Genomic DNA, 13,297 nt, shown 5'->3' with positions numbered 1-13,297 from the left:
TCAGGATGCGCCGTCAATTATGAATTTGTTGAAATCGCTGGCAGCGGTCAGTTCCATGACCCTGTTTTCCCGCGTACTGGGCTTTGCCCGAGATGCCATTGTGGCCAGGGTGTTTGGCGCCGGAATGGCGACCGATGCATTTTTCGTCGCCTTTAAGTTGCCCAATCTTTTACGGCGTATCTTTGCTGAAGGCGCCTTCTCACAGGCATTTGTGCCGATTCTGGCGGAATACAAGAGTAAGCAGGGCGATGAAGCGACGCGGCTGTTCCTCGCCTACGTCTCCGGACTGCTGACGCTGGCGCTGGCGCTGGTCACGGTGGCGGGGATGATCGCCGCGCCGTGGGTGATTATGGTCACGGCGCCGGGCTTTGCCGACAGCGCCGATAAGTTCGCGCTGACCAGTTCGCTGCTGCGGGTGACCTTTCCTTATATCATGCTGATTTCGCTCGCCTCGCTGGCGGGTGCAGTGCTGAACACCTGGAACCGCTTCTCGGTTCCGGCGTTTGCCCCGACCCTGCTGAATATCAGCATGATTGGTTTCGCGCTGTTTGCTGCACCGCATTTCCATCCGCCGGTGATGGCGCTGGCGTGGGCGGTGGTGGCAGGCGGCGTGCTGCAGCTCGGTTATCAGCTGCCGCACCTGAAAAAGCTCGGCATGCTGGTGCTGCCGCGCCTGAACCTGCGTGATGCTGGCGTCTGGCGGGTCATGCGTCAGATGGGACCGGCGATTCTCGGTGTCTCGGTCAGCCAGATCTCGTTGATCATCAACACCATTTTCGCCTCCTTTCTGGTATCAGGATCGGTCTCGTGGATGTATTACGCTGACCGGCTGATGGAATTTCCGTCCGGCGTGCTCGGCGTGGCGCTGGGCACCATCCTGCTGCCTTCGCTGGCCAAAAGTTTTGCCAGCGGTAATCACGATGAATATTCCCGGCTGATGGACTGGGGCTTACGCCTCTGCTTTTTGCTGGCGCTGCCGAGTGCGGTGGCGCTGGGGATGCTCTCTGGCCCGCTGACCGTAGCGCTGTTCCAGTACGGTAAGTTTACCGCCTTTGATGCGGCGATGACCCAGCGGGCGCTGATCGCTTATTCCGTCGGGCTGATGGGCTTAATTGTGGTCAAAGTGCTGGCACCGGGCTTTTACTCGCGGCAGGACATCAAAACGCCGGTTAAGATCGCGATTGTTACCCTGATTATGACTCAGCTGATGAACCTGGCGTTTATTGGTCCGCTAAAGCATGCCGGTTTGTCGCTGTCGATTGGTCTCGCGGCCTGTCTCAATGCGGCACTGCTCTACTGGCAACTGCGTAAAAAGCAGATCTTTATGCCCCAGCCCGGCTGGACAGGGTTTCTGGTTCGCCTGCTGATTGCGGTGCTGGCGATGGCGGCGGCGCTGTTTGCGATGCTGCAGTGGATGCCAGCCTGGGAACAGGGTTCGATGCTGTGGCGGCTGCTGCGACTGGCGGCGGTGTGTGCGGTCGGGGGCGGTGCTTACTTCGTGACGCTCGGGCTGCTCGGCTTCCGGCTGCGCGATTATGCGCGACGCACAACTGTCTGATAAAAAACAGGCATGCAAAAAATCCCGCAAGCTGGCGGGATTTTTTTGCTCAGTCACTCGTCAGGCTTTGCGGCTGAGTGTCGCCTGGCCTTTACCCATCCCATCGGGACCATAAAACGCCTGGGTCTGGTGCGGCTTCAGCACCTCCAGCGCATCCTGGGTGTAACGAATCTGATGTTGCAGCAGCAGGCCATTATGCACGTTGGCATCCTGCAGGCGACGGGTGTGCTGCTGAATACGTTGCCAGCGGCTCGCCATGTCGCTCTGACCACGATAAGGTGCCGAGGTTGCCAGGCTTTGCTCGGCGGTACGGCGCATCTCATCCAGATAGTTAAGCGTACTGAGCAGCGCACCTTTATCTTCAGTGATACGCTGCAACAGGTTGCTGTTAATGTTTCCGGCTGCCAACTGCTGCTGCTCTTCTTCCAGCAAGGTTGACAGCGATGCCAGCACATCCTGCATCTTATCTAATGTGGTCAGCAAGTTACTCATGGGGACTAGTTACCCTCTAAATACGCCTTAGTGTCGGCAATCAGCGCGTCGGCGATCTTGCCGGTATCCATTTTAAGTTCGCCATTACGAATGGCGGTTTTCAGTTGTTCAACCCGCTGGACGTTGATGTCCTGGCTGCCTGGCTGCATCAGCTGTGACTGCGCGCTGCTCAGGCTAACCTGGGCGGCGGCTGGCGTGCTGGCCGCCGGCGTGGTGCTTTGACGCACTTTGGTGCTGGCGGGCTCGCTGGTGTCGCGGCTCTGTACGGTGCTGGCGGGTTTCAGCGGTTGCGTTCTGTCGATGCTCATATTCGGGCTCCTGTACGGTCAGGGGAGTCTGCCACCTGAATCAGAATAGCGTAATTGCTTAGTTGATTCTTCTATCGGCAGAACAACTGGCTTCTTTAACGCTTTATAGTGTTATAAGAATATTCCCATCATCCCGCACCCGACCGCTGACAACCTGCCCATTTCCCATCCGCACCCGCACCCACTGAGACTGGGTGGCATTGTTCAGTGCCTTACCCTCGCCGCTGGCGTCAAAACCGTCACCACTGGCAATCACCATCACGCTCTGACCCGCCTTCACCCGCCACGGCTGACGCAGCATCGACGGATTAATCGGCTGTCCCGGCTGGATGTCACGCAGCACCACGGCATCCGCTATCGCCTCATCGTTCAGCAGCGCACGCGCCGGCAGGGTATCGAGCCGGCCCGTCTGCAGGCTGAAATCAGCCGCACTGACGCTGCTGCCGCGCGTTAACAGCCGGTTTGCGACCAGGTAAGGTCCGGTGACCTGCACCTGCACCTGAATGTAGCGGCGATTCTCACCGCAGTTGGCGGCCACGCTCATGTTGCCCCACAGGCGGCTGTTGCCCGGCAGGGTAAATTTTGGCGCGTCGCAATCGGGCCACTGGGCCTGCGGCGTGCGAACCACCACGGTCATACCGTCGGCATGCTGGGCGTCACGCGCTTTAAAAAATTGGTTCAGTTGTGCACTGAGATCGCCGGCCGTAACCGGCAGGGCGATCAGGACCAGCAGACTGGCCAGCAGGGTTTGATATCCACGCATGGTGCTTTTCCTCACTGATGATGGCAACGAGTGTACGCGCAGCAAAAAATATTCAAGAGCCAAAATAGCGTGGGTTTTTGGCCTTATTCAGACGATCACCTCTTGCTTTTCCAAATTAAGCTGCCAGCTCGAAATTCTCATTCGCGGAGGAACCATGCTCGACAAACTGGATGCGGCGCTGAAATTTGGTACGGAAGCCCTCAACCTGCGTGCTCAACGTCAGGAGATCCTGGCGTCAAACATTGCCAACGCCGATACCCCTGGTTATCAGGCCCGGGATATCGACTTTGCCAGCGAGCTGAGTCGGGTGATGGCCAATGGTCGTGCGGAAGGCAGCAGCATGGCGTTAAAAGTCACGTCAGCTCGCCACATTGAAGCGCAGACCAACTCGGCACCGTCGATGGACATGCTCTATCGCATTCCCGATCAGCCAGCCGCCGACGGCAACACTGTAGATATGGACCGTGAACGTACTCAGTTCGCGGATAACAGCCTGAAATATCAAACCGATCTCACCCTTATCAGTAGCCAGATCAAAGGCATGATGAGCGTGTTACAAGGGCAATAATTATGGCCTTGCTGAACATTTTTGACATTGCCGGCTCAGCGATGACCGCGCAATCACAGCGATTAAACGTCAGTGCCAGTAACCTGGCCAACGCCGACAGCGTAACCGGCCCGGATGGGCAACCTTACGTCGCCAAACAGGTGGTATTCCAGACCGATGCCGCGCCTGGCGCAGCCACCGGCGGCGTGAAAGTGGCGAAGGTGGTGGACGATCCGACCCCCGCCAAACTGGTGTATGACCCGGGTAACCCGATGGCCGATGCCAAAGGCTACGTCAAAATGCCCAACGTGGATGTGGTCTCTGAGACCGTCAACACCATGTCAGCGTCACGCAGTTACCAGGCGAACGTTGAAGTCCTCAACACCGTGAAGTCGATGATGATGAAAACCCTGACGATCGGGCAATAACGGAGAACAATTATGGCTATCGCGGTAGGCGTTAATGAGAAGCTGGACCCCACGGTCCTCAGCTCCTCCAGCACCAGTGGCACCGGCAACAGCGCGCAGGATCTGCAGAATCAGTTCCTGACCATGCTGGTGACCCAGTTACAGAACCAGGATCCCACCAATCCGATGGATAACAGCCAGCTCACCACCCAACTGGCACAGATCAACACCCTGAGCGGGATTGAGAAACTCAATACCACGCTGGGATCGATTTCCGGCCAGATCAGCACCAGCCAGTCGCTGCAAAGCTCGACCCTGATTGGGCACGGCGTGATGGTTAACGGCTCGCAGGTTCTGGTTGGCAGCGGCACGACCACGCCGTTTGGGGTTGAACTGACCTCGGCGTCCACCGCTACCGCCGCCACGATTAAAGATGCGAATGGCACGGTGATCGATACCGTTGACCTCGGCGCACTGAGCGCGGGTGTTCATACCTTCTCGTGGGACGGCAAACTGAGCGACGGTTCAACCGCGCCAGACGGTAAATACAGCGTTGCGATTGCCGCAAGCAATGGCAGCACACAACTGGTGGCACAACCGCTTAACTACGCCTACGTCAATGGGGTGAGTACCGCGAACGACACCACAAAACTGGATCTCGGCACCATGGGCTCCGCTTCCCTTGACGAAGTACGTCAGATTCTCTGATTAACCTGTAGACAGGAGACACACACATGTCATTTTCCCAAGCGGTCAGCGGCCTTGGCGCTGCCTCAAGTAACCTTGATGTCATCGGCAACAACATCGCCAACTCCGCGACAGCGGGTTTTAAATCGAGCACCATCGCCTTTGCTGATATGTTCGCCGGTTCTAACGTCGGCCTCGGTACCAAAGTGGCGGCAGTGATCCAGAACTTTAACGACGGTTCGACCACCACCACCAGCCGCGGCCTCGACGTCGCCCTGAGCGGCAACGGTTTCTTCCGTATGACCGACACCAGCGGCGCAGTTTATTACTCACGTAATGGCCAGTTCACGCTGGATGCTAACCGTAACCTGATCAACACCCAGGGCCTGAACGTGACCGGTTATCCGGCCAGCGGCTCGCCAGCGACTATCCAGGCGGGTGCTAACCCGGTGGCGATCAGCATTCCGACCGAGCAGATGCCGGCTCGCGCAACCACCACCACTGGCCTGGTCGCGAACCTGAACTCAACCGACACCGCACCGACAGTGACGACGTTCTCTACTGCTAACGCCGACAGCTACAACAAGAAGACCACCGCGACCGTCTATGACTCGCAGGGTAACGATCACGCGCTCGATATGTACTTTGTCAAAGACACTGCCAGCAACAGCTGGACCGTGCACGCGATTGATGCCAACACCGGTTCATCTGCGGGTGACTTCAAAATGGCGTTCGACATCAGCGGCAAGCTGACCCACATGGACAAGCTGGATGCGACCGGCGCTGTTGTCAGCAGCAGTACTGATGGCACCGTCGGGTTAACCCTGAACGTGCCGGCAGCCGGCCAGACTACCGCAGCCAACGGTGCAGTAGCTAACCAGCCGATCACCCTGAGCATGCTGGGCAGCCTGCAGCAGAACACCGGTGCCACCACTTTCGGCAGCCCGACCCAGGACGGTTATGCGCCTGGCGATCTGACCAGCTACGCCATTAACGATGACGGCACCATCACCGGCACCTACTCCAACCAGAAAACCCAGTTGCTGGGTCAGATCGTGCTGGCGAGCTTCTCTAACCCGGAAGGCCTGCAGTCACAGGGCGACAACGTCTGGTCGGCGTCGAATGCCTCCGGTCAGGCAGCAATTGGTCTGGCGAACACCGGCACCTTCGGTTCTCTGACCGCTGGCGCGCTGGAAGCTTCTAACGTCGACATGAGTAAAGAGCTGGTGAACATGATTGTGGCGCAGCGTAACTATCAGGCGAATGCGCAGACCATCAAAACTCAGGACCAGATTCTTAACACGCTGGTTAACTTACGTTAATTCGCTAACAGGATTGCTTTATGGATCACGCGATATATACCGCGATGGGCGCGGCCAGCCAGACGCTGGATCAGCAGGCGGTCACCGCCAGCAACCTCGCCAACGCCTCAACGCCAGGCTTTCGTGCGCAGCTTAATGCGTTGCGCGCAGTGCCGGTCAATGGCTGGTCACTGCCAACCCGCACGCTGGTGACCGCGTCCACGCCGGGCGCCGATATGAGTCAGGGCTCGATGGATTACACCGAGCGCCCACTCGACGTCGCGGTACAGCAGGATGGCTGGCTGGCGGTGCGTACTGCTGACGGCAGCGAAGCTTATACCCGCAACGGCAACATGCAAATCAGCCCGAACGGGACGCTGACGATTCAGGGCAATCCTGTAATGGGCGATGGCGGTCCGATTGTGATCCCACAGGGATCGGAAATCACCATTGCCGCTGACGGTTCAATCACCGGCCTGAATGCCGGCGATGCACCGAATGCCACGGTCCAGCTGGGTAAGCTCAAGCTGGTGCGGGCCACCGGTCAGGAGTTGCAGCGCAGCGATGACGGCATGTTCCGCCCGACGGCAGCCACCCAGAACACCCGCGGCGCGGCGTTGCAGGCTGACGCTACCATGCAGGTGATGCCGGGTGTGCTGGAAGGCAGCAACGTTAAGCCGGTTGAAACCATGGTCGACATGATCGCCAACGCCCGACGTTTTGAGATGCAGATGAAAGTCATCACAAACGTTGATGAAAACGAACAAAAAGCCAACCAGCTGCTGAACATGAGCAGCTAAGGCGCGAGGATAACAACATGATTCGTTCTTTATGGATCGCTAAAACCGGTCTTGATGCGCAGCAGATGAACATGGACGTGATTGCCAACAACCTGGCAAACGTCAGCACCAACGGCTTTAAGCGTTCGCGTGCGGTGTTTGAAGATCTGATGTATCAGACCATGCGTCAGCCCGGCACCCAGTCGTCTGAACAGACCACGCTGCCGTCCGGCCTGCAGATTGGTACCGGTGTTCGTCCGGTCACCACTGAGCGTCTGCATACGCAGGGCAACCTGTCGCAGACCAGCAACTCAAAAGATATCGCCATTAATGGTCAGGGTTATTTCCAGATTCAGATGCCGGATGGCACTTCTGCCTATACCCGTGACGGCGCGTTCCAGGTCGATCAGAACGGTCAGCTGGTGACCAACTCTGGCTTCCCGGTGCAGCCCGGCATCACGATTCCGGCCAACGCCACCAGCATTACCGTGGCGCGTGACGGGGTGGTGAGCGTGACGCAGCAGGGCCAGGCGCAGGCGACCCAGGTCGGCCAGCTGACCCTGAGCACCTTTATGAACGATGCCGGTCTCGATAGCGTGGGTGAAAACCTCTATCAGGAAACGCAGGCTTCGGGTGCGCCAACTGACAGCACGCCAGGCCAGAACGGCGCCGGTCTGCTTTATCAGGGCTATACCGAAACCTCGAACGTCAACGTGGCAGAAGAGCTGGTAACGATGATCCAGACTCAGCGCGCTTACGAAATCAACAGCAAAGCGATCAGTACTTCCGATCAGATGCTGGCGAAACTGACTCAGCTTTAATCCCCAACAGGGCCAGTTCCGGCTGGCCTGAAGAACAGACACAGATAAGGTCGTGACTCCGTGGCGAAGCAACAGATTCTCAAGCCTGGACATTGGTTAGTCGCCTCGCTGCTGCTAACCCTTAACGGTTGTGCACTGGTACCGCGTACACCGCTGGTAGAAGGGGCGACGACGGCGCAGCCGATGCCGTCCGCGCCACCGGTGGTTAACGGTTCGATTTTCCAGGGCGTCGCGCCACTCAACTACGGCTATCAGCCGCTGTTTGAAGATCGTCGCCCACGTAACATTGGCGACACCCTGACGATTACGCTGCAGGAAAACGTCAGCGCCAGCAAAAGCTCCTCGGCGAATGCCAGTCGTGATGGCAGCAACAGCTTCGGCTTAAGCGCGGTTCCGACCGGGCTGGCAGGGCTGGTTGGGGCCGGTGGTGAAAAAGCCAACTTTGGCGCCGAAGGCAAAAACGATTTCGCAGGTAAAGGTGGCGCATCCGCTAACAACACCTTTACCGGCACCATTACCGTCACCGTGGATCAGGTGTTGTCGAACGGCAACCTGCACGTGGTGGGCGAGAAACAGATCGCCATTAATCAGGGCACGGAGTTCATTCGCTTCTCGGGCGTGGTTAACCCTCGCACCATCAGCGCCAGCAACGCCGTGTTATCTACTGCCGTCGCCGATGCACGTATTGAGTACGTCGGAAACGGTTATATCAATGAGGCGCAGACCATGGGCTGGTTACAGCGTTTCTTCCTGAACATCTCGCCGATGTAAGAGGTTTCAATGAAAAAGTTAACGCTGTTACGCGTCGGACTGGCGCTGCTGCTGGGCGTCAGCCTGCTGGCAAAAGCCGATCTGATCCGTGATTTAACCACCGTACAGGGCGTGCGGGAAAACCAGTTGCTCGGTTACGGACTGGTGGTGGGACTGGACGGTACCGGTGACCAGACCACTCAGACGCCGTTTACCACCCAGACGGTGAGCAACATGCTGTCACAGCTCGGGATTACCGTGCCGACCGGCACCAACATGCAGCTGAAAAACGTGGCGGCGGTGATGGTGACGGCAAAACTGCCAGCATTTGCCCGTCAGGGACAGACGCTTGACGTGGTGGTGTCGTCACTGGGTAACGCTAAAAGCCTGCGCGGCGGAACGCTGCTGATGACTCCGATGAAAGGGGTGGATAACCAGGTCTATGCGCTGGCTCAGGGGAACATCCTGGTCGGCGGTGCCGGTGCGTCGGCAGGCGGCAGCAGCGTACAGGTTAACCAGCTGAACGGTGGCCGGATTACCGGCGGCGCGACGGTAGAACGTGAACTGCAAAGTAACTTTGGTTCGCAGAACACCATTAACCTGCAGCTCAACAATGAAGATTTCTCGATGGCGCAGCGCATTGCCGATGCGATTAACGCGCGTGGCGGTTACGGTGCCGCCCAACCGCTGGATGCGCGTACCGTTCAGATCCGCGTATCGCCGAATAACGGGGCTCAGGTACGCCTGCTGGCGGATATCCAGAACATCAACGTCTCGATTCCGGTCGAAGATGCGAAAGTGATCATCAACTCCCGTACCGGTTCGGTAGTGATGAACCGCGAGGTAACGCTGAATCAATGTGCCGTGGCGCAGGGCAACCTGTCGGTGACGGTGAATCAGCAGCAGAACGTCAGCCAGCCTGATACGCCACTGGCCGGTGGGCAGACGGTAGCCACCACCCAGACCCAGATCGATCTGCGTCAGAGCGGCGGGGCACTGCAACGTGTGAATGCCAGCGCCAACCTGAACAATGTAGTGCGCGCACTGAATGCGCTGGGTGCATCGCCAATCGAGCTGATGTCGATCCTGCAATCAATGCAGAGCGCCGGCTGTCTGCGCGCCAAACTGGAAATTATCTGATGACTGATACGCAATCTCTGATGAGTGCGGCTTACGACAGCCGCTCACTGAACGAACTGAAACACCAGGCCAGCAGCGATCCGAAAGGCAAAGCGCTGCAGGTGGCTCGCCAGGTCGAAGGGATGTTTGTACAGATGATGTTGAAAAGCATGCGTGAGGCGTTGCCGCAGGACGGCATGATGAGCAACGAGCAAACCAAACTTTTCACCTCAATGTACGATCAGCAGATTGCGCAGGAGATGGGTAAACGTGGACTCGGGCTGGCGGAAACCATCGTTAAGCAGATGCAGCCCGCCACCGCCCCGGATGAAAAAGCCGGCACGGTGCCGATGAAGCTGGATAACAGCTTTATTCTCAGCACCGTCGGCGCGGTACAACAGCCGGCGCAGCAGCTGGAGCAGCTGGTGCGTAAAGCCATGCCGCGCCTGCCGGTCTCGTCACCGACCGGCCTGCCGTCCGACAGCCGTGAGTTTATCGCCCAGCTGACCCAGCCAGCCCAGGCGGCCAGTCAGCAGAGCGGCATTCCTCACCATCTGATTCTGGCGCAGGCGGCGCTGGAGTCGGGCTGGGGCCAGCGCCAGATCCTGACCCGCGACGGTAAACCGAGCTATAACGTGTTCGGTATCAAGGCCAGCGGCGACTGGAAAGGCGACACCACCGACATCATGACCACCGAATATGAGCAGGGCGAAGCGAAGAAAGTGCGTGCCAGCTTCCGGGTCTACAACTCCTATTTCGAGGCTCTGACCGATTACGTCAAACTGATCAGCAATAACCCACGCTACGCGGCGGTCGCTAACGCGTCGAGTGCCGAGCAGGGTGCACAGGCGCTACAGGCGGCAGGCTATGCTACCGATCCTAAATATGCGCAAAAGCTGGTGGGAATGATTCAGCAATTCAAGAGCATGGGCGACAAAGTCGTAAAAGCCTACAGTCAGGATTTAGGCGACCTGTTCTGATAATTCAGCCTCAAGTTTCACTTAAGCACGCCGATAACACCATCATAAGCCAGATGCGTTTTCGCCTGCTGGTGCCCACTTTGATGACTGCCAGCCCGGTTGACGGGGAATGTAAGGAACCGAGATGTCCAGCATAATTAACTCCGCGATGAGCGGATTGAGTGCCGCGCAGGCCGCCCTGAGTACTACCAGTAATAACATTACTAACTACACCGTGGCGGGCTATACACGCCAGACCACCATCCTTGCCCAGGCAAACAGTACTCTGCAGGGCAATAGCTACTACGGCAACGGGGTTAATGTGACCGGCGTACAGCGCGAATATGATGCTTTTATCGCCGCCCAGCTGCGTGGCTCCAGCGCAAACTACAGCGCGGTGAACACCCAGTACAGCCAGATTTCCAATATCGACGATCTGCTGTCAACCTCGACCACCAGCCTGGCAACCTCCATCCAGAAATTCTTTACCAACCTGCAGAACGTGGTGAGCAACGCCAACGATCCGTCGGCGCGCCAGTCGATGTTGAGTAACGCCCAGGGACTGGTCAGCCAGTTCCAGACCACCTCGCAGTATCTGACCAGCATGCAGAACAGCGTAAACAGCGACATCGGTTCCAGCGTCAATCAGGTCAATACCTATACCACTCAGATTGCCGATCTCAACAAGCAGATCGCCAGGCTGACTACCGGTACCGGCACCGCACCAAACGATCTGCTGGATAAGCGCGATCAGCTGGTCAGCGACCTCAACAACGTGGTCGGCGTGACCGTCTCAGAGCAGGATGGTAGCTACAGCGTCTCGATGGCTAACGGCCTGACGCTGGTCAATGGCACCAAATCAAACCAGCTGGTGGCGATGACCTCCAGCAGCGATCCAACCCAGACCACCATCGGCTATGTTGATAAACAGGCGGGTAACGTTGAGATCCCGGAGAAGCTGATTACCACCGGTTCACTGGGTGGTCTGCTGGCGTTCCGTTCTCAGGATCTCGATCTGGCGCAGAATCAGCTCGGCCAGCTGGCCGCCACCTTCACCAGCAGCTTCAACGCCGTGCATAAGCAGGGCTTTGACAGCAACGGCGATCAGGGCGTCGATTTCTTTAATATCGGCACCCCGACCGTGGTCAGCAACAGTAAAAACAGCACTGCCGCTTCGGTCACCGCCGAGTGGACCGATACCAGCGCTCTGAAAGCGTCAAACTATACCCTGAGCTATGACGGCAGCAACTGGACCGCGACCCGCGCGTCTGACAGCATCTCCGTCCCGATTACCCCAGGTACCGATGCGAACGGCAATACCACGCTGAGTTTTGATGGCATGAAGCTGACCGTCGCCGCTACGCCTGCGCCGGCTGCGAAAGACAGTTTTCTGGTGAAACCGGTACAGAACGCCATTAACGATATGTCGGTGGCGATCACCAGTGAATCACAGATTGCCGCTGCCGGTGCGACCGGTGGCGAAAGCGATAACCGTAATGCGCAAAAGCTGCTGGACCTGCAGGATGCCAAACTGGTAGGCGGCAACGCCACGCTGGCGCAGGCTTATGCCAGCATCGTCAGTACCGTCGGCAACAAAACCAGCTCGCTGGAAACTACCAGCACCACGCAGAAAAGCGTGGTCGGTCAGCTGACCGATCGCCAGCAGTCAGTTTCTGGCGTCAACCTCGATGAGGAGTACGCTAACCTGACAAAATATCAGCAATATTACATGGCAAATGCGCAGGTGCTGCAGACTGCCAGCACCATTTTTGATGCATTGATCAATATTCGCTAAGGGTAGGGTAAAGCATGCGAATCAGTACAAATATGATGTTTAACCAGCAGGTGCGCGGGATTACCGACTCGCAAGCCTCCTGGCTGAAAGTGGGCGAGCAACTCTCCAGCGGCCGCCGCGTCACCAATCCATCTGACGATCCGATTGCCGCGTCACGCGCAGTGGTGCTGTCACAGACTCAGGCGCAAAGCAGCCAGTATGCGCTGGCACGTACCTTTGCTAACCAGGGATTATCGCTGGAAGAGAATGCGCTGAAAGGCGTGACCAGCAGTATTCAGGATGCGCAAACCCTGATCGTTAACGGTTCAACCGGTACGCTGAGTGACGATGACCGTGGCTCGATTGCAACCCAGCTTGAAGGCATCCGCGCCCAGTTACTTAACCAGGCCAACAGCCAGGATGCGAACGGTCGCTATATCTTTGCGGGTTACAAAACGGACAGCGCGCCGTTTGTCGATGGCACCGGCACCGGCGTCAGCTATGCGGGCGGAACCGATGCGATCACCCAGAAGGTGGACAGTAGCCGCACCATGACCGTTGGTCATACCGGTGACGACATCTTCATGGCGATCACCGGCAATGCCACTAAAGAGCCGGACGGCAGCGCCAGCGAAACCAACCTGTTCGCCATGCTCGACAGCGCAATTGCAGCGCTGAAAGTGCCGCAGGATGACGCTGATGCTGCCACTAAACAGACTTTCCAGGCTGCGATGGATAAAACCAACCGTGGTCTGGGCAACTCGCTGAATAACGTGTTAACCGTACGCTCCGAGATTGGTACCCAGCTGTCGGAACTCGATACGCTGGATGCGCAGGGCGACGATCGTAATGTGATTTACAGTTCGCAGATGAGCGATCTGGTGGATGTCGATTATACCGCTGCGGTCTCCAGCTACACCATGCAGCAGACGGCGCTGCAGGCGTCGTACAAGACCTTTACCGATATGTCCAAGATGTCACTGTTCCAGCTGAATTCATAATCTGACCTGAAAATTTGAGCGTACTTTAACC

15 protein-coding genes are annotated in these 13,297 nt (G+C 57.6%); 12 read left to right on the top strand and 3 right to left on the bottom strand.

Annotated elements, in window-relative coordinates:
* The first annotated feature begins 19 nt into the window (after positions 1-19).
* Positions 20-1,558 carry a murein biosynthesis integral membrane protein MurJ gene (gene murJ / locus ACLIBF_RS13605; RefSeq protein WP_031376552.1) on the top strand — a complete coding sequence of 513 codons (1,539 nt, stop codon included), beginning with the start codon at positions 20-22 and terminating at the stop codon, positions 1,556-1,558.
* Between the two features lie 60 nt (positions 1,559-1,618).
* Here the strand turns inward: murJ and flgN are convergent, their stop codons facing one another.
* From flgN to flgA, 3 genes are all read right to left on the bottom strand, one after another.
* Positions 1,619-2,050 carry a flagellar export chaperone FlgN gene (gene flgN / locus ACLIBF_RS13600; protein ID WP_031376553.1) on the bottom strand — a complete coding sequence of 144 codons (432 nt, stop codon included), beginning with the start codon at positions 2,048-2,050 and terminating at the stop codon, positions 1,619-1,621.
* Positions 2,051-2,055: 5 nt separating this feature from the next.
* Positions 2,056-2,358, bottom strand: a complete 303-nt coding sequence (gene flgM, locus ACLIBF_RS13595; RefSeq protein WP_031376554.1) for a flagellar biosynthesis anti-sigma factor FlgM — start codon at positions 2,356-2,358, stop codon at positions 2,056-2,058.
* Between the two features lie 103 nt (positions 2,359-2,461).
* Entirely contained in the window at positions 2,462-3,121 is a 660-nt protein-coding gene (gene flgA, locus ACLIBF_RS13590) for a flagellar basal body P-ring formation chaperone FlgA (protein ID WP_279810336.1), read from the bottom strand.
* A 154-nt stretch (positions 3,122-3,275) separates the two neighbouring features.
* On the opposite strand from flgA, the gene flgB reads away from it, so the two are divergent.
* From flgB to flgL, 11 genes are all read left to right on the top strand, one after another.
* Positions 3,276-3,689 carry a flagellar basal body rod protein FlgB gene (gene flgB, locus ACLIBF_RS13585; protein WP_031376556.1) on the top strand — a complete coding sequence of 138 codons (414 nt, stop codon included), beginning with the start codon at positions 3,276-3,278 and terminating at the stop codon, positions 3,687-3,689.
* 2 nt (positions 3,690-3,691) lie between these two features.
* Positions 3,692-4,096, top strand: a complete 405-nt coding sequence (flgC, locus tag ACLIBF_RS13580; protein ID WP_031376557.1) for a flagellar basal body rod protein FlgC — start codon at positions 3,692-3,694, stop codon at positions 4,094-4,096.
* 12 nt (positions 4,097-4,108) lie between these two features.
* Positions 4,109-4,783 (top strand): flagellar hook assembly protein FlgD, encoded by a 675-nt coding sequence (gene flgD / locus ACLIBF_RS13575; RefSeq protein ID WP_031376558.1) that lies wholly within the window; start codon positions 4,109-4,111, stop codon positions 4,781-4,783.
* Positions 4,784-4,809: 26 nt separating this feature from the next.
* Positions 4,810-6,084: a flagellar hook protein FlgE gene (flgE, locus tag ACLIBF_RS13570; RefSeq protein ID WP_448309974.1), complete on the top strand. Its 1,275-nt coding sequence runs from the start codon at positions 4,810-4,812 to the stop codon at positions 6,082-6,084.
* 20 nt (positions 6,085-6,104) lie between these two features.
* The gene (locus tag ACLIBF_RS13565) at positions 6,105-6,863 is read left to right on the top strand and encodes a flagellar basal body rod protein FlgF (RefSeq protein ID WP_046288396.1); all 759 of its coding nucleotides are present in this window, start codon (positions 6,105-6,107) and stop codon (positions 6,861-6,863) included.
* A 17-nt stretch (positions 6,864-6,880) separates the two neighbouring features.
* A complete protein-coding gene (flgG, locus tag ACLIBF_RS13560) occupies positions 6,881-7,663 on the top strand; it encodes a flagellar basal-body rod protein FlgG (protein ID WP_046288395.1) in 783 nt (260 codons plus the stop codon).
* Between the two features lie 60 nt (positions 7,664-7,723).
* On the top strand, positions 7,724-8,434 hold the full coding sequence (locus ACLIBF_RS13555; RefSeq protein ID WP_031376561.1) for a flagellar basal body L-ring protein FlgH: 711 nt from the start codon (positions 7,724-7,726) through the stop codon (positions 8,432-8,434).
* Between the two features lie 9 nt (positions 8,435-8,443).
* Entirely contained in the window at positions 8,444-9,553 is a 1,110-nt protein-coding gene (locus ACLIBF_RS13550; RefSeq protein WP_069728161.1) for a flagellar basal body P-ring protein FlgI, read from the top strand.
* Positions 9,553-10,512 carry a flagellar assembly peptidoglycan hydrolase FlgJ gene (gene flgJ / locus ACLIBF_RS13545; RefSeq protein WP_031376563.1) on the top strand — a complete coding sequence of 320 codons (960 nt, stop codon included), beginning with the start codon at positions 9,553-9,555 and terminating at the stop codon, positions 10,510-10,512. The genes ACLIBF_RS13550 and flgJ overlap by 1 nt, the downstream gene beginning before the upstream one ends.
* A gap of 124 nt (positions 10,513-10,636) precedes the next feature.
* Complete coding sequence (gene flgK / locus ACLIBF_RS13540; protein ID WP_448309971.1) at positions 10,637-12,286, top strand: flagellar hook-associated protein FlgK; 1,650 nt, start codon at positions 10,637-10,639, stop codon at positions 12,284-12,286.
* A gap of 14 nt (positions 12,287-12,300) precedes the next feature.
* Positions 12,301-13,266: a flagellar hook-associated protein FlgL gene (gene flgL, locus ACLIBF_RS13535; protein WP_031376565.1), complete on the top strand. Its 966-nt coding sequence runs from the start codon at positions 12,301-12,303 to the stop codon at positions 13,264-13,266.
* The last annotated feature ends 31 nt before the right edge of the window (positions 13,267-13,297 follow it).

The sequence above is a fragment of the Pantoea sp. PGP6 genome (assembly GCF_053474785.1).
This window is presented reverse-complemented; position numbering and strand designations above follow the sequence as displayed.

Excerpts from the sequence above, each read along its gene's own strand:
- murJ (WP_031376552.1), top strand. The coding sequence starts at position 20 with ATGAATTTGTTGAAATCGCTGGCAGCGGTCAGTTCCATGACCCTGTTT.
- flgN (WP_031376553.1), bottom strand. The coding sequence starts at position 2,050 with ATGAGTAACTTGCTGACCACATTAGATAAGATGCAGGATGTGCTGGCA.
- flgM (WP_031376554.1), bottom strand. The coding sequence starts at position 2,358 with ATGAGCATCGACAGAACGCAACCGCTGAAACCCGCCAGCACCGTACAG.
- flgA (WP_279810336.1), bottom strand. The coding sequence starts at position 3,121 with ATGCGTGGATATCAAACCCTGCTGGCCAGTCTGCTGGTCCTGATCGCC.
- flgB (WP_031376556.1), top strand. The coding sequence starts at position 3,276 with ATGCTCGACAAACTGGATGCGGCGCTGAAATTTGGTACGGAAGCCCTC.
- flgC (WP_031376557.1), top strand. The coding sequence starts at position 3,692 with ATGGCCTTGCTGAACATTTTTGACATTGCCGGCTCAGCGATGACCGCG.
- flgD (WP_031376558.1), top strand. The coding sequence starts at position 4,109 with ATGGCTATCGCGGTAGGCGTTAATGAGAAGCTGGACCCCACGGTCCTC.
- flgE (WP_448309974.1), top strand. The coding sequence starts at position 4,810 with ATGTCATTTTCCCAAGCGGTCAGCGGCCTTGGCGCTGCCTCAAGTAAC.
- ACLIBF_RS13565 (WP_046288396.1), top strand. The coding sequence starts at position 6,105 with ATGGATCACGCGATATATACCGCGATGGGCGCGGCCAGCCAGACGCTG.
- flgG (WP_046288395.1), top strand. The coding sequence starts at position 6,881 with ATGATTCGTTCTTTATGGATCGCTAAAACCGGTCTTGATGCGCAGCAG.
- ACLIBF_RS13550 (WP_069728161.1), top strand. The coding sequence starts at position 8,444 with ATGAAAAAGTTAACGCTGTTACGCGTCGGACTGGCGCTGCTGCTGGGC.
- flgJ (WP_031376563.1), top strand. The coding sequence starts at position 9,553 with ATGACTGATACGCAATCTCTGATGAGTGCGGCTTACGACAGCCGCTCA.
- flgK (WP_448309971.1), top strand. The coding sequence starts at position 10,637 with ATGTCCAGCATAATTAACTCCGCGATGAGCGGATTGAGTGCCGCGCAG.
- flgL (WP_031376565.1), top strand. The coding sequence starts at position 12,301 with ATGCGAATCAGTACAAATATGATGTTTAACCAGCAGGTGCGCGGGATT.